The sequence below is a fragment of the Ureibacillus sp. FSL K6-3587 genome (assembly GCF_038593165.1).
GTDB lineage: Bacteria > Bacillota > Bacilli > Bacillales_A > Planococcaceae > Ureibacillus > Ureibacillus suwonensis.
In genome coordinates, this window is sequence record NZ_CP151969.1 from 758,816 (window position 1) to 779,915 (window position 21,100).

21 protein-coding genes are annotated in these 21,100 nt (G+C 40.8%); 8 read left to right on the top strand and 13 right to left on the bottom strand.

The window, feature by feature from the left end:
• Positions 1–29: 29 nt before the first annotated feature.
• Together NSS77_RS03650 and NSS77_RS03655 are read left to right on the top strand one after the other, a co-directional pair.
• Positions 30–764 carry a glucose 1-dehydrogenase gene (locus tag NSS77_RS03650; protein WP_342470440.1) on the top strand — a complete coding sequence of 245 codons (735 nt, stop codon included), beginning with the start codon at positions 30–32 and terminating at the stop codon, positions 762–764.
• 168 nt (positions 765–932) lie between these two features.
• The gene (locus NSS77_RS03655) at positions 933–1,112 is read left to right on the top strand and encodes a hypothetical protein (RefSeq protein WP_342470441.1); all 180 of its coding nucleotides are present in this window, start codon (positions 933–935) and stop codon (positions 1,110–1,112) included.
• A gap of 77 nt (positions 1,113–1,189) precedes the next feature.
• Here NSS77_RS03655 and NSS77_RS03660 read toward each other — a convergent pair whose 3' ends face one another.
• The 9 genes from NSS77_RS03660 to NSS77_RS03700 all read right to left on the bottom strand — a co-directional run bounded on the left by NSS77_RS03660 (position 1,190) and on the right by NSS77_RS03700 (position 10,703).
• Positions 1,190–2,056: a glycosyltransferase family 8 protein gene (locus tag NSS77_RS03660; RefSeq protein ID WP_342470442.1), complete on the bottom strand. Its 867-nt coding sequence runs from the start codon at positions 2,054–2,056 to the stop codon at positions 1,190–1,192.
• Positions 2,057–2,212: 156 nt separating this feature from the next.
• A complete protein-coding gene (locus NSS77_RS03665) occupies positions 2,213–2,845 on the bottom strand; it encodes a DUF1541 domain-containing protein (RefSeq protein ID WP_342470443.1) in 633 nt (210 codons plus the stop codon).
• Positions 2,846–3,066: 221 nt separating this feature from the next.
• Positions 3,067–5,496, bottom strand: a complete 2,430-nt coding sequence (locus NSS77_RS03670) for a heavy metal translocating P-type ATPase (RefSeq protein WP_342470444.1) — start codon at positions 5,494–5,496, stop codon at positions 3,067–3,069.
• Positions 5,497–5,673: 177 nt separating this feature from the next.
• Entirely contained in the window at positions 5,674–5,880 is a 207-nt protein-coding gene (copZ, locus tag NSS77_RS03675) for a copper chaperone CopZ (RefSeq protein WP_342470445.1), read from the bottom strand.
• 14 nt (positions 5,881–5,894) lie between these two features.
• Positions 5,895–6,212 (bottom strand): metal-sensitive transcriptional regulator, encoded by a 318-nt coding sequence (locus tag NSS77_RS03680; protein ID WP_342471186.1) that lies wholly within the window; start codon positions 6,210–6,212, stop codon positions 5,895–5,897.
• Positions 6,213–6,343: 131 nt separating this feature from the next.
• Positions 6,344–7,474, bottom strand: a complete 1,131-nt coding sequence (locus NSS77_RS03685) for a Ger(x)C family spore germination protein (protein WP_342470446.1) — start codon at positions 7,472–7,474, stop codon at positions 6,344–6,346.
• Positions 7,446–8,564: a GerAB/ArcD/ProY family transporter gene (locus NSS77_RS03690; RefSeq protein ID WP_342470447.1), complete on the bottom strand. Its 1,119-nt coding sequence runs from the start codon at positions 8,562–8,564 to the stop codon at positions 7,446–7,448. Before NSS77_RS03690 ends, NSS77_RS03685 begins: the two co-directional genes overlap by 29 nt.
• Positions 8,561–9,904, bottom strand: coding sequence for a spore germination protein (locus NSS77_RS03695; protein ID WP_342470448.1), 1,344 nt, complete (start codon positions 9,902–9,904; stop codon positions 8,561–8,563). Before NSS77_RS03695 ends, NSS77_RS03690 begins: the two co-directional genes overlap by 4 nt.
• Positions 9,905–10,148: 244 nt before the next feature.
• Positions 10,149–10,703, bottom strand: a complete 555-nt coding sequence (locus NSS77_RS03700) for an NADPH-dependent FMN reductase (protein WP_342470449.1) — start codon at positions 10,701–10,703, stop codon at positions 10,149–10,151.
• Positions 10,704–11,059: 356 nt separating this feature from the next.
• Between NSS77_RS03700 and NSS77_RS03705 the strand changes: the two genes are divergently transcribed.
• The 4 genes from NSS77_RS03705 (at position 11,060) to NSS77_RS03720 (ending at position 13,699) form a co-directional block, all read left to right on the top strand.
• A complete protein-coding gene (locus NSS77_RS03705) occupies positions 11,060–12,106 on the top strand; it encodes a CMP-N-acetylneuraminic acid synthetase (RefSeq protein ID WP_342470450.1) in 1,047 nt (348 codons plus the stop codon).
• 194 nt (positions 12,107–12,300) lie between these two features.
• The gene (locus NSS77_RS03710; RefSeq protein ID WP_342470451.1) at positions 12,301–12,486 is read left to right on the top strand and encodes an SE1832 family protein; all 186 of its coding nucleotides are present in this window, start codon (positions 12,301–12,303) and stop codon (positions 12,484–12,486) included.
• A gap of 316 nt (positions 12,487–12,802) precedes the next feature.
• Entirely contained in the window at positions 12,803–13,213 is a 411-nt protein-coding gene (gene spxA / locus NSS77_RS03715) for a transcriptional regulator SpxA (protein ID WP_342470452.1), read from the top strand.
• Between the two features lie 48 nt (positions 13,214–13,261).
• A complete protein-coding gene (locus NSS77_RS03720; protein ID WP_342470453.1) occupies positions 13,262–13,699 on the top strand; it encodes a MarR family transcriptional regulator in 438 nt (145 codons plus the stop codon).
• Between the two features lie 162 nt (positions 13,700–13,861).
• Here NSS77_RS03720 and NSS77_RS03725 read toward each other — a convergent pair whose 3' ends face one another.
• Positions 13,862–14,407 (bottom strand): RNA polymerase sigma factor, encoded by a 546-nt coding sequence (locus NSS77_RS03725; RefSeq protein WP_342470454.1) that lies wholly within the window; start codon positions 14,405–14,407, stop codon positions 13,862–13,864.
• A 220-nt stretch (positions 14,408–14,627) separates the two neighbouring features.
• Here NSS77_RS03725 and NSS77_RS03730 point away from each other — a divergent pair, with 220 nt between their 5' ends.
• Positions 14,628–16,007, top strand: coding sequence for a dipeptidase (locus NSS77_RS03730; RefSeq protein ID WP_342470455.1), 1,380 nt, complete (start codon positions 14,628–14,630; stop codon positions 16,005–16,007).
• Between the two features lie 226 nt (positions 16,008–16,233).
• Entirely contained in the window at positions 16,234–17,673 is a 1,440-nt protein-coding gene (locus tag NSS77_RS03735; protein WP_342470456.1) for a tetratricopeptide repeat-containing diguanylate cyclase, read from the top strand.
• A gap of 421 nt (positions 17,674–18,094) precedes the next feature.
• Here NSS77_RS03735 and NSS77_RS03740 read toward each other — a convergent pair whose 3' ends face one another.
• The 3 genes from NSS77_RS03740 to NSS77_RS03750 all read right to left on the bottom strand — a co-directional run bounded on the left by NSS77_RS03740 (position 18,095) and on the right by NSS77_RS03750 (position 20,900).
• Entirely contained in the window at positions 18,095–18,238 is a 144-nt protein-coding gene (locus tag NSS77_RS03740) for a hypothetical protein (RefSeq protein WP_172597779.1), read from the bottom strand.
• A 473-nt stretch (positions 18,239–18,711) separates the two neighbouring features.
• Positions 18,712–19,599, bottom strand: a complete 888-nt coding sequence (gene cyoE / locus NSS77_RS03745) for a heme o synthase (protein ID WP_342470457.1) — start codon at positions 19,597–19,599, stop codon at positions 18,712–18,714.
• Positions 19,600–19,847: 248 nt separating this feature from the next.
• Positions 19,848–20,900, bottom strand: a complete 1,053-nt coding sequence (locus NSS77_RS03750) for an AbrB family transcriptional regulator (RefSeq protein ID WP_342470458.1) — start codon at positions 20,898–20,900, stop codon at positions 19,848–19,850.
• Between the last annotated feature and the right edge of the window lie 200 nt (positions 20,901–21,100).

Here is a 21,100-nt window from a genome sequence, read left to right on the forward strand (position 1 = left end):
GTATACAAATTAAAAAAGGAGTGGTTGTGATGGGGCGTTTAGATGGAAAAGTGGCAATTGTTACTGGTGGAGCCCGTGGAATGGGTGCCAGCCATGTACGCCGTTTTGTTAAAGAAGGGGCAAAAGTCGTTTTCACCGATATTAATGCAGAAGGTGGAAAAGCATTGGAAGCTGAGTTGGGAGAAAACGTAAAATTTGTACAGCAAGATGTGACAAAAGCGGACGATTGGAAAAAAGTCATTGAAGAAGCGGAAAACACATTTGGTCCTGTGAACATTTTGGTGAATAACGCCGGCATCAGCATGAGCAAATCTTTAATGGAGATAACAGAGGAAGAATACCGAAGAATCATTGATATTAACCAAGTGTCCGTATTTCTTGGCACAAAAGCGGTTGTCCCTTCCATGCAAAAAGCTGGCGGCGGTTCCATTATCAATATTTCTTCCATCAACGGAATCGTCGGTGGAGCAATTGGCTACACAGATTCCAAATTTGCCGTTCGCGGATTTACAAAAGCGGCTGCACTCCAACTTGCGCATCTCGGCATCCGCGTCAATTCCGTTCATCCAGGTGTTATTGAAACACCAATGGTTACGCAAGGAGATGCGGTGGAAGTCATCAAAGAATTTGCAAAACAAATTCCTGTGGGACGCATGGCTCAACCGGAAGAAGTATCCAATTTAGTGCTGTATCTTGCATCCGATGAATCTTCTTACTCTACCGGATCTGAATTTGTAATCGATGGCGGATTGACAGCTATGTAATAAAAGATATCAAACTTTTTCTTCATAAGGAAAAGTACAACAATAGACTATTGATTTCTCCCTGATTGATAGTCTATTGTTTTATGTATACAACATTCCAAAAAATGTATCTTATGGGAATTGCATGTTGTCATATTGAACAAGAGAATCGAAACGGGTGGTGTTTTTTTGAAATATGGTTTATTATCTTTTGGCATTCTTTTAACCGTCATTTTTGGCGGTGGATTTTTCATTCGATTGTTTCGGGATGGCGATTTCTACATTGATCAATTTATCGGCGGTGTGATTGGCATTACGCTTCTGATCATAGGTATTGTAAAAAAGAAGGCGTTGAATCCTGATTATTGAAAGGGGCTTGATTCTTTTGATGAATCAAGCCTCTTTTTTATCAAGGGTTTTGGAACTGTCCGCATCGATAAGTTCTATCAAAATACTTTTTCATTGATAGATTCGGCACGGATGCTTTCCAATGTCTGAATCGTGTCATTCGTAATTTTTTCATAATGCTTATACAAGGAATGAAATTTTCCGCTATAATTTTTCTTCCACGGTTTCTTTTTCCCGCAAAAATGCAGAAACACGGTATGGTTCATAACATAATCCATGTCCACTTCGCCGCTGCTTTTGAGCTTGTAAATATTGTAATACCGTGCATCATAATTGTACTTCACTTCGTCGATTCCTTTAATCCGCTTGGAATAAAGAGCGTTCATAATATCCTGGTCGGGCATGATCAACTTGGAATGATATTTTCTTACGAATTCAAAAATTTCCTTTTCATCAATTTCTTCCCGTTGCAATGCCAAATTCATCAATAAAACACCGGAATTATAGTAACATTCCAAATCAAAAGGATTAAACCGGATTTTGTTGATTTCCGTGATCGGCATTGTCCGGTGATCCGCCGCGGCATAAAGATAGCCTTCCAAATCAAGTTCATATAATTCTCTAATTGGATTAATGACTAAAATATCCGGATCTAAGTAAAGGATGCGCTCCATATTTTGCGGCAACACTTTGTGGGCGAGCAATCGATAATACATGGTTTTCGTATAATGCAACAGAGTGGGCGCTTCACTGAATAGATCCTCATCAATCTGAATGCTATGAAACGCATGACCTTCACTGCAAACAAAAGTTTCCAATGATTCAAGTTGCTGAACGGGTATGGATGAATGGACAAGGTAAATGGAGAAGCTTTCTTTTGGATTATTCATGAACAATGATTTCAACATGACTTTTAAGGGGTGGAGATAATTGGAATCGACCGTGACAAGAATGTTCATATTCATAGCCTTCATCCTTTTGTATCATTTATAAACAATAAAAAGATTTCTATAATCACATTATAGAAATAAATCGATAGGCATGACAAAAGAAATCATCTCCGGATAAGAGATGATTTCGGATAGAAGCTTTATTCAATTCAGATTTTGAATAGCGCCATTTTATTTTGCAGGGGACAGCTCGCTTTCTTTGAGCCACTGATAATTTTCCACCTTTTCCCCTTCTTTATTAACGTAATCTACCATATACACAACCGTTTTTTCAACAGTGTCAATGACACCTTCCGCCCCTTGCATCCCTTCTTCACGGTCGGTTTCGATAATGACTTTGGATCCGACATCCAATTTACTTTCGCCAAGGGAATCGATTTCTTCCTGTACGAACCATTTCTTGTTTTCTTCCGGCTCTCCAACGGTTGATTCATAGGAAATCGAATAGACCGTAGTCTCATAAGCGCCCACAACAGTTCCTTCCGAGCCTTGCATATCATCATTATGGGCTGCATTGATAATGACTTTGTCCCCCACTTTAAATTTTGGGTTTTTTGCTTCTTTTAATCCTTCCGGTATTTTGCCCCACGTAGAATGGGTAACATCCGCATGCCCTTTGCCGTCCATGTTTTCTCCGAGAACTTTATCTCCGTCCGCTTGATTGTTTGTCACATCCACATCTTCGCTATTTAATAATTCTGTTGGTTTTTTTTCATTTTTTACCGATACATTTTCCGTATCCCCGCAAGCGGTTAATGAAAAGAGGCTTAAAAATGCTGTAAATACAAGAAGCTGCTTTCTCATTGGAATTCCTCCTGTTGATGTTGAATATTTATGGTAATCTCCTCATTTGTTATATTTACAGCATCTGCATTTCATAGGGATTTATGCATTGGAATTCAGGTCATTCAGCGGAAGCTTCAAGTATGATTTTAACTTTCAAGTTATCTTCATAAACGCAAGTAATTGTATCTTTTTCAAGCAAACAAAAAATCACGACCAAACCTGATCGTGATTTCATGAAATTAGCCGTTCAGTTTTACCCGTTGTAATCGCAATGCATTCAATACAACGGAAACGGAGCTGAAGGCCATTGCCGCGCCGGCCACCCAAGGGGCAAGAAAACCTGCTGCCGCAATGGGAATGCCAATCGTGTTATATGCAAATGCCCAGAACAGGTTTTGTTTGATGTTCCGCATCGTTTTACGGCTCATCAAAATCGCGTCGGCAATGCTGTTTAAATCGCCGCGGATTAACGTAACATCCGCCGCTTCAATGGCCACATCCGTACCGGTGCCAATGGCCATTCCGATATCTGAAACGGCCAATGCAGGCGCATCGTTGATTCCATCTCCCACCATTGCCACTTTCTTGCCTGCCCCCTGCAACTTCTTGATTTCTTCCGCCTTCTGCTCAGGAAGCACTTCCGCAATGACTTGATTGACGCCGACTTCCCCGCCTATCGCTTTCGCTGTCCTTTCATTATCTCCCGTCAGCATAATCACTTCAATGCCCATATTTTTTAATCGCTGAATGGCCCGTTTCGACGTCTCCTTCACCGTATCGCTGACCGCCACCATACCGGCATACTCGCCGTCAATGCTTGCCAAAATGGCGGTTTTCCCGTTTTCCTCAAGCTGTTCCACGTAAGGTAAAACAGCCGAAATATCTACGTGATTCGTTTGCATAAATCTTCTATTCCCGACAAGCACTTTTTTTCCATCCACAATTCCTTGCACACCAAGCCCGGGAATCGCTGAAAAGTCTTGAACTTCGCTGAAAGAGATCCCTTTCTCTTCAATCCCTTTCACAATCGCTTGGGCCAATGGGTGTTCCGACTGTTTTTCTACAGAACCAATCAAGGCGAGGAATGCTTGTTCATCTTTGCCTTCCGCCGCAACCACGTCCGTCAATGCCGGCTCGCCCTTTGTGACGGTTCCGGTTTTATCGACTACGACCGTGTCAACATGGTGGGTTTGTTCAAGATATTCGCCGCCTTTGAATAAAATGCCGTATTCCGCCGCTCTGCCGGTACCCGCCATAATGGATGTCGGCGTTGCAAGACCCAGAGCACATGGACAGGCAATCACTAAAACGGAAATCATCGATTCAAGGGCTGCCGCCACTTCTCCCGGTGCTATGAAGAAAATCCAAACCATAAACGTGATGATGGCGATGCCAACGACAATCGGCACAAAGATGCCGGAAATTTTGTCGGCAAGCCGTTGAATGGGAGCTTTCGAACCTTGGGCGTCTTCCACGACTTTGATAATTTGCGCAAGGGCTGTGTCCTTTCCGACCTTCGTCGCTTTCATTTTGATAAATCCGTTTTTATTGATGGTTGAACCGAAAACGGATGATCCTGCGGTTTTATCCACCGGGATACTTTCGCCCGTCAGCATCGATTCATCGACAGCGGTATTTCCTTCGATCACTTCTCCGTCCACCGGGATTTTCTCGCCCGGCTTCACAAGAAGAATGTCGCCCACAACGACTTCATCCAACGGAATTTCTTTCTCGATGCCGTCTCTCAACACCCGCGCCTGTTTTGCCCGCAAGCCCATCAGCTTCTTGATGGCTTCGGAAGAGCGCCCTTTTGCTTTTGCTTCAAACAATTTCCCCAACAGAATTAATGTAATCAACACCGCGCCCGTTTCAAAATAAAGATCCGGATGCACAGTCGTTCCAAACACTTTTATTGTTTGATAGAAACTATAAAAGTATGCGGCGGACGTACCAAGGACCACAAGTACATCCATATTGGCACTGCCGTTTTTCAATGCTTTGAAGGCGCTTGTGTAAAACTGCCATCCAATGATAAATTGCACCGGTGTGGCAAACGCCATTTGCACCCAAGGGTTCATTAAAAAATCAGGCATATAGATAAAGGATGTGAAAGGAAAATGCCCGACCATCGTCCATAACAAGGGCAACGAAAGAACGGCGGCCACCACAAATTTGACGAATTGCTTTTTGATTTCCTGCTCCCGGTAATCGGTCGCTTCCCGCCCATTTTCTTTCAAATGGGCCCCATATCCCAATTTTTCAATCCGTTGAATTATATCGGACACGCTCACTTCGGAAGGGTTGAATTCCACCGTCGCATTCTCCAAAGCCAGGTTGACGGCCGCGTTTGTGACACCCGGCATTTTGTTGAGTCCTTTTTCAATCCGGTTGGCACAGGCCGCACAAGTCATGCCTGTTATGACCAGTTCCTTTTTCTCTTTCACCACACCATAGCCCAAATCTTCAATTTTCTTTTCCAAATCTTTTACGCTGACCTTGCCTGGATCATATTGAATAGTTGATTTTTCCAATGCCAAATTCACATTGGCACTTTCCACTCCAGGCATCTTCTTTAACCCTTTTTCAATCCGGTTGGCGCAGGCCGCACAAGTCATGCCTGTTATCTGAAGGGTCGTTTCTTTCAAGTTTGGATTTTGTTCATGATTCATCGCGAAGATCCCCCACATTTATACCATTATAGGGTATATAGAATTTAAAAAGAAAAGTGCCCGGATCATGTATTAAAAAAGGCACTGTTATTATGGTCGGGAAAACAAGGGATATGTTCAAATCATCAATAATTATTGCCATCAAATGAGCCGATATGGTTCAATAAATCCCTGAAATTATTCCACATCATAACCTTGGTCATCGATGGTTTCCTTGATTTGATCCAAATTCACTTTGGATTGATCAAAAGTCACTTTTACTTCTCCGGCTTCCAAATTCACTTTCACCTCTTGTACGCCATCCAAAGAGCCAACGCTTCCTTCCACCGCTTTTACACAATGATTGCAAGACATGCCTTTCACATTCAATGTTACCGTTTCCATTAGATATCCTCCTCTTATTTACGCATTAATTTTTGAATCGTTACGATCAATTCATCAAGAATTTCTTCATCGCCATCCCTCAGTCTGCTGACGACACAACCTTTAATGTGCCCTTCCAATAAAATTTTGGCGACACTGTTCAAAGCCGATTGGGTGGCAGCAATTTGTGTGATGACATCATCGCAATATTCGTCCCGTTCAATCATTCCTTTGACGCCGCGAATTTGTCCCTCAATCCGGTTTAAACGGGTAATCAAATCCTTTTTCACATGTTCCGGATGGTGGCTTCTTCGATGAGAACAATGCTCTCCATTTATTTTTTCCAGTTTCATCAACCTCCAATCCTTCAACTCATTATACAATACCCATGTATGGTATGTAAAACGTCCAGCATGAATAATGCAAAAAAATCAAATGCGGGAAATCCTTCCATTTGATTTTTTTGCAATCAGTCCTTCCCATCCTATTCAATACTTCCCGTACTTTTCAAGCCCGCCTTCACACTCACTTCCACATCCGCGTTTTTAAACGCAGACAGCCATTCATTTTCACTCATCCGATTTTTCGGCAGAGTATGGGAATTTAATTGTAAACCGAAACCGATCGGATCATATCCTTCCGTCTGCAGTTCTTGAATGAACGCTGTCACTTTCTCCTTCATTTCCTCGGTCAACAGTTTGTTATATCTTGGCAATTCTTTGTTGCTCAAATTTTTTTTCGATTCCGTAATCATCCCAGCCAATTTGATTTCAACCTTTATCGAAACTTTACCATCTTTTCCGGCATCCACATTATATTTGGTTTTAACGGTATCTAATCTGGCAACAAAATTCTCGCCTCCCCTATCCACATCAAAAATGACATTTTTTGCTTCATTTGATAGCAATTTGACAAGCAACGTTTTTTCGGGATCCAGTTCATAAGGAGGCTTGTCTTCCGCCAATACAATGGATTTATTCACAATAAAATGGGTTTTGGGTTCGTTCATTTCAACAATCGGCAAAATGGGATTAATTCCTTCTTCCTTGATCCTTCTCCTGAAATCGAACAGAAAGGTTGTTACGATATACGAACTTTCCGCTCCATTATTATCAAAATAATTGAATAGGGTTGGTTGCAATGCCGTTTCTCCGGCGGGGGTAAACTTGACAATTTCTTCCGCATTCGGTCTACCCACTGTAAAGTAAGAGATCATTTGAATATCCGGTCTTCGGATCAAAAAGTCCAAAATTACCTCATTTTTTTGATCTTGCAGCATTTTCTCACCGACAACAATCAACCTCGAGTGGCCAAAATCCAATTCTTTATCAATATAAGCTTCCAGCAGTGAAATCGTTTCGGCCAACGTCGCTCCTTCTTTTATAAGATATGAATATTCAGGAGTGGGATTTTGCCTGAAAGAACTTGTCGGCACATAAAGCTTTAGAATGATTTTATAAGGCTTTTCCGGATCCTCCGATCGGTCCACCCCGATCATCGAAACAAAAACCATCTTATCGATATCTTTAAACTCACCGCAACCTGAAAGCAGGATCAGTAATGGAATTGTGGCCAGGATGAAAACTTTAGTTTTCACTATCTTTATTATCCGCACCCTTCATCCTCCTAGAAACATAGAAAAGTACAAAAAACATGGCAAAAAAAATGACAGCGGTCAGATTGAAAAAGATTTTCGAATACTGGAACAATTGATACTCCGTCAAAGTCACAATCAAGAATAGTGAAGCAACGGTAAAAAAGAGGACAATGATCAGATAACCATAATGGATTCCTTTATATTTCATTCTTTCAAATTTAAAAATAAACTTGAACAGTTCGACAGCTACATGCCAGTGGATCAAGATGCTTAAAAAGGCCATTACTAAATAAAGAAGCAAAAACACATAGACTAAACGTTCTATCAAGAAATATCTCATTCTCATCGAGTCGCTGGTTGCAACCCATGGATAAACCAGTTCTTCGATCGCCGTATAACCGTGGAAACCAATCGGGATAAAGTAAGTGGTAAAAATCGTCGTACCGGCGATAAAAGCGATCACGATAATCTGTTTCAAACCGAAATTTTGTTTATTCGTAAAGAAACGGTTAAAAATGACAAGGTTCACGACGCCGAGCGATAAAAAGATGCAGGCAGCGATGACATTGAGATTCGGCATCTCCACAACGTGCAGCATGGCTTCCATGATAAAGTCCCAATTCAAGCTTTCGTTTGTGTAAGCTTTGATAATGATAAAAACAATGATTGGAAAATTAATCAAAAAAATGATTTCGATTGTATACAACACCCGATCGGTTTTCATAAAACACCCGAAAATGATGGAAATAATTAATGTCAATCCAACCAGCATGATGGGAATATCGGGGGTCAGATACCGTATCAGCAGAAAGGTGTAAGTGATCAGGGTGCTTACCCCCGCAATATACCACATGATTGCCATAAAAAATAACATTGGGTAGTAAAACCATTTGGATGTCGTTTTCACCAACAGTTCCGGAAGAGTCATCCCAGGGAAGGCATTGAAAAATTTCGTATAAACATACACGATGATTGTTCCTAACACCATACCAACAAGTAAAGCTGAAACCGCCCCTTCTTGCCGATAATGCAAGAGAATAGTAGGAACAGCGGAAATAATATTGGCAATCATATTGATCAAAATCAGGTAATAGTAGTATCGACTCAAGCCTGTCCCTCCGACTTCTTATCCCCTTTTCCGTAGTTATACACTCTTAAAAACGGTTCCCCAAAGCTTGACTGATTGACAAGATACATAATCAAACATAATAATCCCAATGTCAGACCGGCCAAGCCAAAAATGCTGGCAATGACAATCAAAAACAACCGCACTATGCGGATGGCAAAGGCCATTTCATTGACAGGAATGACAAAAGTGGATATCGCTACGGCCGATACGATAATGACCATGATGTTCGAAGCAAGGGCAGCTTCCGTCACAGCTGTTCCCAAAATCAAACCTCCAACGGTTGCGGCCGTCGCACTGATGGCTTTCGGAAGACGGATACTCGCTTCAAGCAAAAGCTCCATAAAGAAAAGCATGAACAACACTTCCACAAAGGAAGTGAACGGAACCCCCATCCGGCTTCCGGCGATGGTCAACATCAATTCCGTCCGGATAACCTCAGGAGAAAAGGAAGCGGCCCCAATATAAATGCCGGGCAGCAAAATACATACAAAGATGCCGAAATAACGCAGCATCTTTAAATAATAAGAAATAAAGAGGGTATGGTAGTTGTCCTCCATGGTTGTCATAAAATCAAAAAATACCGCAGGCGCAATCATGGATTGAGGGCTGCCATCCACCAACAATACGACTTTTCCGCCCGCAAGATTATAAACAACCCGGTCAGGACGTTCCGTTAAAATCATTTGGGGGAATAAAGAGAAACGTTTATCGTTTAAAAAATTATTGAATTGGGGAGTTTCTGTAATGATTTGCTTGTCAATTTGCTGAAGTTTTTCTTTAATGATTTCCAATGCCTTCTTTTTTACTTTTTCCTGATCGTAAATCAGCGCCACTTTCGGCTTGTTCACTTCCCCTTTCAAATAATATTCAATGATTAACGAGGGTTGATGATAAAACGAGCGGATGATGTTAACGTTTGTCATCAAATTATCACTTAATGCCAATTCCGAACCATGGATGGTTGTTTCCACAGAGGTGGAGTGGACATCGCTGTTTTTGGCCAACTTGAAATCGATGGCATACAAATTTTCTTGAAGCGCAACGAGTATATTTCCTTCCATGACATATAAAAGTCCTTCTTCTTTTGATTGGACTTCCTGAAATTGGGGCAATGCCGTCAAATAAACGCGGAACTGTTCTTCCGTTTTCATTTCAAAAAATGGATTCACAATGTATTGCTGGAACAATTCCTGATCGATCAGAGATTTAATGTATAATACCGTCATTTTTTTATTTTCGAATTCCAACTCTTTTTGTGTCAGTTCTTTTGTATCTTTAAATTGGCTGACAATCCATGAAAGGGATTCTGTTGAAACCATTGGTTCTTTTCTCCAATCTGTTTGATGAAATAACTGCTCTATTTTTTAGAATGTCCAATTGGCCATCATACTATTACATTTCTTCTTGATCATGTGTTTATTCACTGATCAAGGTGGTGGAACCAAAAATTGGCTCTGCGCTTTCGTTGAAAAATAAAAAAGCCTTTAAATCTCTCATTCGCAAAGATTTAAAGACTTTAATGGCTGAAGTTATTTTCCGCTGATGTTGGATGAATGAATATGATTAATGTTTGTCGATCGGTTCCTTTGTCAACGTTTGGCTCATTTTGCAGTATTGCACAAAGACGCGGGCCAATTCACGCAAACGTTCATGGATATCCTGATCGATGATTTGATCGTTTTCACCGAAATGGGATGTATGGGTATAAACATAATTTGGAGTCACTAAACAACGGAAATAATCCAAAATTGGACGGAATTGGTTTTCCACCACCAAATGATGTTGGAACGTGCCACCGTTTGCCACAATCGCTGCCGGTTTGTAGCGCAATGCTTTCGGAGGCAGCATATCCAGCGCATTTTTTAGCACCCCAGGTATGGAAGCTTGGTAAATCGGTGTTGCAAATATATATCCATCCGCTTCTTCAAATTTTTTGATCATCATTTTCATATCATCATTGAGCGGACTCCCATCAAGGATTTGATGTTTCAATTTTGAAAAATACAAGATTTCCAATTCCAAACCGGAATCCAATTCTTTTATATATTGTTCCACCTGTCTCAACAGCGCACCCGTCTTTGTACCAAAAACTGTACCGTCTACGAGCAGAATTTTCATGTTGTGAATCCTCCATCTATTGTGTTCTTCCATTTGTTTATTGTAACAAATGCATAAATCATTCGACAGGAAACGGAATGAAAAAAGAAAAAGTTCAGTCTTAAGGCTGAAAATTTCCTGATCCGTTGCGGTATGAAACTTTTTGACATAAAGAGCGAAATGTTTATCTCTTTATTACTTCCCCCACCCGCAGCAAGCAATCCCGGCACATCCTCATTTTCTTCCTATTTCCGGCATAAAATATTCAATATTTCAAATCTATCATGCTGAAAATCTTTTTCTTCTTTTATTTTTTTACACATACTTTCAAATACTCCGCCATATTTTAAATAATGATTGGGAAAGGATGGGATTGCATGCAGAATGAATTGAGTAAAAAACAGAAGAAGAAAATCGCTTTTATTGCTGAATATAATGCGATGAAAGGCTATTACCCATTTGAAAGAGTCAGCATCCTTGCAAAGCTATTAAAAAATGAAGAGGACGTTTCGATATTTCTGAAAAACCCGAAAGATGAAGTGTTGGAACTGTTCACAGACGCACAACTATCTCCCATAATATACGCCCATATCGATGAACTCACAAAACACCTGAAAGAATTGCAACCGGATCTGATTGTACAAGAAGGCAAAGATACGTACATTGAATATGTGGAAACGATACGACCTTTCTGCAAAACGCTTGTGCATTTCGATGATTTTGGCGAAGGAGCGGAACTTGCAGATTGCAATGTACTGTCCATCTTGGAAGAAACGCGAGAAACATCTGTTCAAAATATCCTACCGGGCAGTTTTGCCTTCGCTGTTTCCGATACACTGAAATCCATTGCCGAATCCAGAGTATCCAATGAATTATCCAATCCACCACACATCGTTGTCGCATATGAAGATGGAGACCCCAACAACTTGACGTACCGCACACTGCGCCACTTAACCCACCTGCAAATCCCGTTAAAAGTGACAATAGCAATCGATCGGGAATACCAGCATTCCATTGGCGACCTGCAATTGATGGCATTAAGCAGCCGAAATACGAAAATATTGAAAGAAGATAAACCGTTGGATAAATTGTTGCCGGAAGCGGATATCGTCATTTGCAACGCCAACTATACGCCGTACAAAGTGGCAGCCGTTGGTATCCCATGCATCGTCTGCGCGCAAAATGAGCGGGAACTGAACAATGTCTTCCCACGCGAAAATAACGGCTTTATCCACCTGGGGCTTGGCCGGAAAATGAAGCAATCCAACATTCAAAATGCCGTAATGGAATTATTGCTCCATGAAGCAAGACGGGAGAGAGCCGTCCGAAAACAAATCCAACTGGAAATCCAAGAGAATAATGAAGTCCTGAAATCCTTATTGCTGGATTTCGCATACGAACGTCATAATATCGTTTCATTATGATTCCTCTTTACAAACCAGTTTTCCTTTTTCTCTAGCCGATTCGGGTTTCGGATCGGCTTTTTTTATTTCAATAAAAAATCGTATTCAATGATAAAACAGCAATTTGCCTTCGAGTCCTTTTATAAATGAAAATCGCCCATTTTTGTGCTAAAATATCGTTATTGCGCAACGAACAAGAAAGATGGGAGTTATCTATGCTTACAAAACGGGAAATCGAACAGCAAATCGCTGAAATAAAAATGGATTATATCAATTTACAAGGCGATATCGAGAAGCTTGAAAATACCGGCCATATCAACTCTGTCATGGAAGCCGAAGAACGCCTTGCCCGAATGGAAAAGAAATTGGCCGAACTTAATAAGCTGCTCGCGGAACTTTGATTTCGCGGGCGGTTTTTTTTCCAATAAACATAAAATTTTGAGCCCTGATCAGATAGATAAAAAATCATTTTTCCCCATATCGCAAAAAGAGAATTGCCTGCCAAAAAAACTTTATTCAAATAAAAAATTTTATCAAAATTTCTTTAAAAAAATGAAACTTCCGCCCAATAAAAACGTAATTATTAATAGAAAATCGGTTATTGCATTATTCTTTCATCCACTTTCAAATTATTTGACTTCCAATTATCTTACCAGTAAGATATTTAATGCTGTATTTTCCTAGTAAATTTAAAAACCATTCTGGAGGCGGTAAATTATGACAGTTACCATCTACACTCAATCAAGTTGTTCTTCTTCCCGAAAAGCGATCAAATGGCTCAAAGAACACAACATTCCGTTTGTGGAAAAACGCATTACATCTCAACCAATGACACTCTCTGAGTTCAAAAACATCTTACGTTTGACTGAAGACGGAACAGATGAAATTATTGCGACCAACTCAAACGATTTCAAAAATTTGAACGTCGACATCGACCAGCTATCCATCCAAGAGCTTTATGAATTGATCAGAGAACACCCTCGTATGCTTCGCAGCCCTATCATCGTTGACGAAAAACGTATCCAAGTCGGTTATAATGAAATGGACATCCGTCGCTTTATCCCACGTAAAGTTCGCGCTTATGAATTAAATGAATTGATCAAACATGCCGAGGAAATCGTAAGCTGATGTTTTCCCTGCGTTGCTTGATGAAAATTGAAAGTGGAGCTGAAAATAATGAATAACCAAAGATATGATAACATTTCCGCTCTCTTTGAAGTCGTTGCTTCGCTGGAGCGCAAATGGTCAAATGAATGGAATCAAATTAATGACTTGGGATTTTCAAAAACCCATATCCTCCTTTTGGACTTGCTTGCAAAGGAAGGTCCAAAACGCCCCTCTGTCATTGCTGAACGCTTAAAAATCACAACTGGCGGAGTAACCGTACTAACATCCAAACTATTGAATGGCGGATATATCGAAAAAACCCAAAGCTCAAAAGACCGTCGTGTTACACAGATCGCCATTACACCAGAAGGAAAAAAAGTGTTGGAAGAATCCAAATCACAAGTGATGGCTTTAATCCATTCCATGTTTGGCATGCTATCCAATGAGGAAATTCAAACATTGCAGCAGATTTTCGAAAAATGTTTGGAACATTCTCCTCAAAAATAAGGAAGGGGTTTGAATATGTTCGTTCTTCAACAAATCAGGTAAAATGCAAGTTGCCAAAAAAAGCGGCTTGCATTTATATTTTCATAAAAAAAACTTGCGGCAATAAACCACAAGTTTTGCAAATCCCATGATAAGCATTTTCTGAAAGAATGTCGGCGATCCTTATACCGGTACGACCACATCAGCCAAATTGCGATCAGACAATAAAATTTCTTTCAATCTTTGCTTTGCCCGGAATAAACGGGATTTCACAGTCCCGATCGACACCTTCATCAACATCGAAATTTCCGCCAAAGAATATTGTTCCACATAAAAGTACCAAAGGGTTTTTTGATAAATACTGTCCAGCTGCTTCATTTTCTCCTGCACGATTGTTGTCACTACTTCTTTTTCAATTTGTTCTTCTGTTGAAACTTCATTATTCGGAACCAAATCCAGTATTGGAACGTCCAATGTTTCAGGTTGGCTCATCACATATTTGCTCCGGCGCACATTTTTCCGGTAGCGGTCCCGAAATGTGTTCATAGTAATGGTAGTAAGCCATGCTTTTATATGATCAACTTGTTCCACTTGCTTTTCATTGCGGACAACTTTTACCCATACTTCTTGCATTAAATCCTCTGCTTCCAACGGATTGCGTGTCAATTTCAAACAAAGATGATATATATAACGATTAAACTCTTCGTAAACTTCACAAATTTTACTCATCGTTAAATTCCTCCGTATTAAGAAACTTTCTACATATATTTTCCCAAAATTTTGTATTACACTCTATATGAATAGCTTTCAATTACATTACATTCATGTAAGATTCCTGTTATAGTCACATAATGTTTATTACCTTTCTCAAAAATTTCTGACATCTCGTTGGACTTTTTGATTATGTGGTATACTATTTTTTAGTAAATTAAAGGAGCGGAGGATTATCATGGAATTGCAACATTTTCATGATTATTTTGAGGAAAACCGGGAAAAGCATTTGCAAGAACTGTTTGAGTTTTTATCCATTCCAAGCATCAGCTCCCTATCCGAGCACAAACAGGATGTGGAACGGGCAGCCCAGTGGCTTAAAAATCAGTTGGAGCAATTGAACATTGAAAACGTGTCCATCGATCCAACAGCGGGCCATCCGGTGGTTTATGGCGAATGGCTTCATGCGGAAGGCAAACCGACCGTATTATTTTACGGCCATTACGACGTTCAACCCGTGGATCCATTAAACTTATGGGAGACCGAACCTTTCAAACCTGAAATACGTGAAAATAAATTGTATGCCCGGGGAGCTTCGGATGATAAAGGACAAGTATTTATGCAATTAAAAGCGATTGAGGCGCTTTTTGCCACTCTCGGCACATTGCCTGTCAACGTGAAGTTCCTTTATGAAGGGGAAGAAGAAATCGGCAGCGCCCACCTTCCTGCTTATATTGAAGAAAATAAAGAAAAATTATCCGCGGATTTTGTCCTGATTTCCGATACTAGCATGTACGGACCTGGGAAACCTGCCATTTGCTACGGACTGCGGGGACTTGCCGGAATCCAAATTGATGTGCGTGGAGCAAACAGCGATTTGCACTCCGGCCTCTACGGTGGAGGTGTGCAAAATGCCATTCATGCTTTGGTCGAAATCCTTTCTTCATTCCGGGATAAGAACGGGAAAATTCTTGTCGAAGGATTTTATGACGACGTCCGGCCACTGACAGAGGAAGAACGCAAAGCCTTTGCAGATCTTCAATTTGATGAGGAAGCCTTGAAAAAGGAACTTGGAGTGGATGAATTATTTGGAGAAGAGGGTTACTCCTTCCTTGAAAGAACTTGGGCCCGCCCTACCCTTGAAATCAACGGCATTTTTGGCGGCTTTTCCGGCGAAGGAATTAAAACGGTCTTGCCTAATGAAGCAGGCGCGAAAATCACTTGCCGTCTTGTCCCGGACCAGGATCCGGACAAAATTGTGGCCCTTCTTCGCAGACATATCGAAAAACACACTCCAAAAGGCGTAACAGTCAGTGTCAATGAATTTGATAACGGCGCTCCTTACCTTACACCTTTTGATCACCCGTTAATCAAGGCAGCAAGCCGTTCCTATGAAAAGGTATATCAAGTACCTGCCGCATTCACCCGCGGTGGAGGTTCCATTCCGATTGTCGCAACCTTTGATCAAATCTTGAAAGTTCCTGTTGTGCTCATGGGATTCGGTCTATCGACGGAAAACTTCCATGCGCCAAACGAACACTTTCACCTGGAAAACTTTGATAAAGGATTGCGTGTGCTTTGCGATTACTTATGTGAAGTTTCTAAATTATCCTTATAAAGACTTAGGAATATTATCACAGAATCTATCTTGCGATATGAAACCTCCACTCCAAATTTGAGTATTTAGTGCTGTGTTTATGTTTTGATATACCTCAAATTTTGTCAAAGTTTGTATACATTTTAGTCTCCATTTGACGTTTATAATATAGTTGAGGAAGAAATGCCCATTAAACATTTCTTTGCCACGGGATTTCTTCCTTTTTTTTAAAGAGAGGTGATCTAGAATGAACGCTCTATTATACCATCTAACCAGGTTAGAATCGCTCACCGACAACCTCTTTTCCGATGGCAAATATTCAGAAGCTATTAAGGCAGCGCAAGAATTATTGGACTCGGCCAAAGAATCAGTGGATGTAAAAGGGATGATGAATGCCCATTTGCATCTTGCAGGTTGCTATTATTTTTTAGGTGAAATTGAAACTGCTTTCCAACACATACTGGAATATAAAATTTTATGTAATGAATTCGGGGACGATCGGGACAAGTATCACTTATACCGTCTAAGCGCGTTAATTTACGAGTATGAAGAAGATTATGATGAAGCAAAAAAGGCAATGCAAAAATGTATAGAAATCGCGGAAGAATTGGAAATGTATTATGCCGTCAGCAGCAGCTACAACTCCTATTGCAATTATTTGATTCACGAGGAAAAATATGAAGAAGCTTTAAACTATGCCGACCAAGCATTGAAAATTACTGAACAGTATTGCCCTGGAGAAATATTATTGCAATGCCATATATATTTGAGTATAGCATCCATTCATATCGGCCTGAAAGAATTGGAGAAAGCGGAACAGGTTATTAAACATGTAGAACCCAATCAATATATTAATAATTTACCACATGAAAAAGCAAATTTCCTTTTCGTGAAGGCCACCTTTTATCGCGCCAAAGGTGATTATGACAAGGCATTGCGGCTATTGAATGAATCTTACAATATTTATTCAGAATATAAGAATCAGATCAAACTCAAATCGATACTGAAAACGATTGCAGATGTTTATGAATCCCTTGGAAACTTTAAAAAATCTTACGAAGCGATGAAGGAATATATAAAAATTACGGAAAAACTGTTTTCGATTCGTCTTGCATCCAAAATGCGGGATTTTGACGTACAGCAAAGCATTAAAGCAATTGAGAAGCGGGCAAATGTAGATGGTTTGACAGGCGTTTATAATCGTTATTTTCTGGAAACCACATGCAACAAATGGTTGAAAGAAGCGAAATCCACTGGCCAACACATCTGTTGTGTGATTATTGACGTTGATTCATTTAAGGATATTAATGATACTTTTGGACATCTAATGGGCGATGAAGTAATCAAAGGGGTGGCGCAAGCCTGTCTGAAAGTGGCCAATGAAGATCAGGAAAATGCCATTGTGGGACGCTACGGAGGCGATGAATTTATCGTCCTCTTTAAAGAGGGCCAACCCCAATACATCATGGAAAAAGCGAAAAAACTGTACAATGAAATCACTTCTTTTTATGTCAACTACCTATCCCAAGAAATCAAAGTCACTGTGAGCATGGGAGTGGTTTGCACAACGAGCCTCCCTTATGCGAAAAAGTTCGCCCAGCTCTTTAAAGTGGCCGATCAGGCGCTATATATGGCAAAAAGGCAAGGCAAAAACCAAATTGTATATCTATCGAATGAAAATTGTTAAAAAAAGTGCCAGGCATTTTGACAACCTGGCACTTTAGGGGAGGTATTATGTATCAGTCGGACACGCCTTTAAATTAAGGTTCAAATGAGCGACTTTTCTATTACTAAAAGAGCGATTTTTTAAACACAACATTGTTTTCTCTGCATTGCATAATCTACTATAACATCGAAAAATCCCTTTGTGTATCCCACCCCACTCATATGTCACATTTTTATCATATTCCCGGTCACAATTTAGAGATATTTTGTTAATTTTTTATCCATTTTATCAATAAATCCATAAACTTCACTAACTTCATCGCTTTTTCGGCATGTCTATCTTGTCCCATTTTTGATACTTGCAGTTCAATCGAGTAGGAGGGAGCGATTAACTCCCGTCCTCTCACACCACCGTACGTACGGTTCCGTATACGGCGGTTCAATTAAGATGATTGACGCAAGTCTTTATAACTTCCGTGAATAGCTGTTCTCTTTATGCCAGTGGTCACTCCACCCTCCAAGAGGTCTCCCACGGGATTCACCGCTTCCTTCCTCAAGTGAGGTACTACGTTTTCTGTGTTCATCATGACTCACTGAATGCCAAGGGCTATTCTCTCTTAATTGTTCGGTCCTTCTTAGTAGTTCTAAACCAACTAATACTATGACCTCTGCTGACTTCTGACGGTTCAGCTACTTATCACTAAGTAGGTTATGAAGCGTACTTCACATATCCGCCAGACCTCCCCGGGTAAGAATGTAATCTTTCCTTCCATCTATCTGCTTCATTTACTCTGTACCACCTTTGGCAGAAAGGACTTTGTTTTGTTTAGCAAACTCATCCAATGATACCTAGCCTTATATGAAGTTCGTGTTCCTCAGACCGGAAGTTTGCCGCTCGCTTCCTTCAGATTCCGCGTCACCACGGACACCCTTGCGTTAAGCTAACTGTTACTTCTGCCTTCACAGTTCGGGACTTACACCCTATAGATTACACCCATGCCAGGCGCACTAAAAAAACCGAAAGCAATATTTTACTTTCGGTTGTCACGCAATTCGGGTTTCATCGGAATATGATTCCTACCACTGCATAGATGATGACAGTCGCAAACAAAGCGGTCAAATAAATCAAAGAGTAGCCAAACATTTTATTTGCCCATTTCTTTCCATCCATCTGGCGATATCCCACCAAACTGATCCACAGCCAAATGCCTCCAAGCGTAAGAGAAGAAAGCGTCAACCCCCAACTCAAAGGGACAAACAAAAAACTCGTCAACATCAACAAAATCAAATACACATTGGTTTGGATATAAGTCCGTTTGACCCCTTTGATCACTGGGAGCATCGGAATTTCTGCCATTGCATAATCATCTTTTTTGCGGATTGCCAAAGCGTAGAAATGGGGCATCTGCCAAATAATCATGATGATGAAAAGCGCCCAGCACGCCGGATGCCAAATGTCCGGTGCAACAGCAGCCCACCCGATCAACGGCGGAACCGCCCCGGAAATGCTTCCCACCTCTGTATTCCAAATCGTTCTCCGCTTTGTCCACATCGTATATGGAACTACGTAGAAAAACACACCAAGAAATCCAAGCAAAGCGGCTGTCCAAGTCGTCAATGCCAAAAATCCGAGACCCACAATCAATAAAACAATCCCCACCATCAGCATTGTGCGAATATTGATCTCTCCCGTAACGGACGGCCTCAATTTAGTACGGGGCATTTTCGCATCAATATCCCGGTCGTACACATTGTTGAAAATTCCGGCCGAACCGATCACACATGCCGTTCCGATGAGCGCGTAAATCATATTCGGTATATTTTCAATAAAACTTAAATTATACGTATAAAGGGCAAGCATTAAGGCGGCGAACATCGGAATCAGGTTGGATTTGATAATTCCCGTCTTTACAGCTTTTTTCCATAATTCCAGATTCTTGTTTTGCATTTTATGTCATATTCCCCTTATCAAATACAACCATTATTTTTGAGAATAATTTTCAAGACGTAAACTAATATATATCATACCATTTTTTCATAGGTTTCAACAATCGACAGTTATTTACTATTGTTTGTCGTTTTTGCGGTATGTACATCCAAAATCGGTACTGAATCGCTTTCATGCCCATCCTATGAAAATACTACTATTAATTAATAGCATATATTAATGTCCGAAGAAACAACCTTTGAGAAAATTTAAATTCTTCCGGTATCCCTTTCATCGATATGCCGGCAAAAGGCTTTCAATAAAGGCAAAACGATGATAAACACGAATAAAATCCGAAACATTTGAAATATGGTCACAATCGTTACATCTGCGCCAATGGCACTCGCAAGCAGGCTCATTTGATCAAGTCCCCCTGCCGCCGTGCCCAGAATGCTTGTCGCCAATGAATAGCCCATCATTTTCATCAGTATCCACCCTTGTCCAATCGTAAAAAGCATCAAGAGGATGGTCGTTGCAACACCTAATAAGACAATCCTTTTTCCAAGAACGAGCATTTTCGGGGTCAACAATTGCCCAATATAAGCGCCCATCATCAGTTGGGCGATATGAAGCAGCCCCCCAGGGACTTCCGGCGTTTCAAAAGAAAGAATTTGCATGCCGATGACCAATAACAATGGGGATAAAAAATAGGGGACAGGAATTTTGAGTTTCTTTCCCACCCATACCGAACCTGCTGCCACAACAAGCAAAAGGACCAATTCCGCAAAGGATGACAAGGAAAAGTCCGCTCCTTTCCCCCCACCTGCTGCATGGGCATGTAACAGCAACGGAATCCCCAAAACGATCGTGATGACCCGGACCACATGAAAATACGTGACAACCGCCAAATCAATTTCTTTCTCTTCTTCCGCAAAAGCGACTATCTGAGAAAGACCACCGGGAACGGTGCATGTCATTGCCGTTTTTAAAGATATATGCCCCGCTTTCACAAGTCCATATGCCAAAAGAAGGCTGAATAATGCAATCATCACGTTCATCGTCAACATGATTCCGATGAGCCGGCCCATATTTTCGAAAAAGTGAAATTGAAAACTCTGCCCAACCGAAATCCCGATGACAATCAATCCTATGTTGCGAAATGAAGACGGCCAATAAAGGTGCGTTTTGATAAAAAACTGGCTGATCAGCACGAAAAAAAGCGGCCCCAAAAGCCAAGGCACGGGCAAATGCAACAAGTTGAATATCCAAACGCCGAGCAGACTGACGACAAGAACGATTCCCATTGACTGAATATTGCGCACTTTGGAAGTCCCCTTTTTCAGGATTGTTTAAATCTAGACTATCATAATTATCCCCATATTCAAAAGTGCCCCTTTTGGCGGATCTAACAAGCGGCTAGTGTTTGATCCATTTTTTCTTTCAAGTATTCAGGCCGAAGTGGCCAGTCTTTTTAAGAAACCCGCATTGTTCCCCTTTTGTTCCAATCTGTCAAATGGCTTCC

Coding starts and splice junctions, on each gene's coding strand:
- NSS77_RS03735 (WP_342470456.1), top strand. CDS start 16,234: ATGAACGCTCTATTATACCATCTAACCAGGTTAGAATCGCTCACCGAC.
- NSS77_RS03695 (WP_342470448.1), bottom strand. CDS start 9,904: ATGGTTTCAACAGAATCCCTTTCATGGATTGTCAGCCAATTTAAAGAT.
- NSS77_RS03665 (WP_342470443.1), bottom strand. CDS start 2,845: ATGAGAAAGCAGCTTCTTGTATTTACAGCATTTTTAAGCCTCTTTTCA.
- NSS77_RS03660 (WP_342470442.1), bottom strand. CDS start 2,056: ATGAATATGAACATTCTTGTCACGGTCGATTCCAATTATCTCCACCCC.
- NSS77_RS03730 (WP_342470455.1), top strand. CDS start 14,628: ATGGAATTGCAACATTTTCATGATTATTTTGAGGAAAACCGGGAAAAG.
- NSS77_RS03650 (WP_342470440.1), top strand. CDS start 30: ATGGGGCGTTTAGATGGAAAAGTGGCAATTGTTACTGGTGGAGCCCGT.
- cyoE (WP_342470457.1), bottom strand. CDS start 19,599: ATGCAAAACAAGAATCTGGAATTATGGAAAAAAGCTGTAAAGACGGGA.
- NSS77_RS03680 (WP_342471186.1), bottom strand. CDS start 6,212: ATGAAACTGGAAAAAATAAATGGAGAGCATTGTTCTCATCGAAGAAGC.
- NSS77_RS03720 (WP_342470453.1), top strand. CDS start 13,262: ATGAATAACCAAAGATATGATAACATTTCCGCTCTCTTTGAAGTCGTT.
- NSS77_RS03700 (WP_342470449.1), bottom strand. CDS start 10,703: ATGAAAATTCTGCTCGTAGACGGTACAGTTTTTGGTACAAAGACGGGT.
- spxA (WP_342470452.1), top strand. CDS start 12,803: ATGACAGTTACCATCTACACTCAATCAAGTTGTTCTTCTTCCCGAAAA.
- copZ (WP_342470445.1), bottom strand. CDS start 5,880: ATGGAAACGGTAACATTGAATGTGAAAGGCATGTCTTGCAATCATTGT.
- NSS77_RS03725 (WP_342470454.1), bottom strand. CDS start 14,407: ATGAGTAAAATTTGTGAAGTTTACGAAGAGTTTAATCGTTATATATAT.
- NSS77_RS03670 (WP_342470444.1), bottom strand. CDS start 5,496: ATGAATCATGAACAAAATCCAAACTTGAAAGAAACGACCCTTCAGATA.
- NSS77_RS03710 (WP_342470451.1), top strand. CDS start 12,301: ATGCTTACAAAACGGGAAATCGAACAGCAAATCGCTGAAATAAAAATG.
- NSS77_RS03740 (WP_172597779.1), bottom strand. CDS start 18,238: ATGATGAACACAGAAAACGTAGTACCTCACTTGAGGAAGGAAGCGGTG.
- NSS77_RS03705 (WP_342470450.1), top strand. CDS start 11,060: ATGCAGAATGAATTGAGTAAAAAACAGAAGAAGAAAATCGCTTTTATT.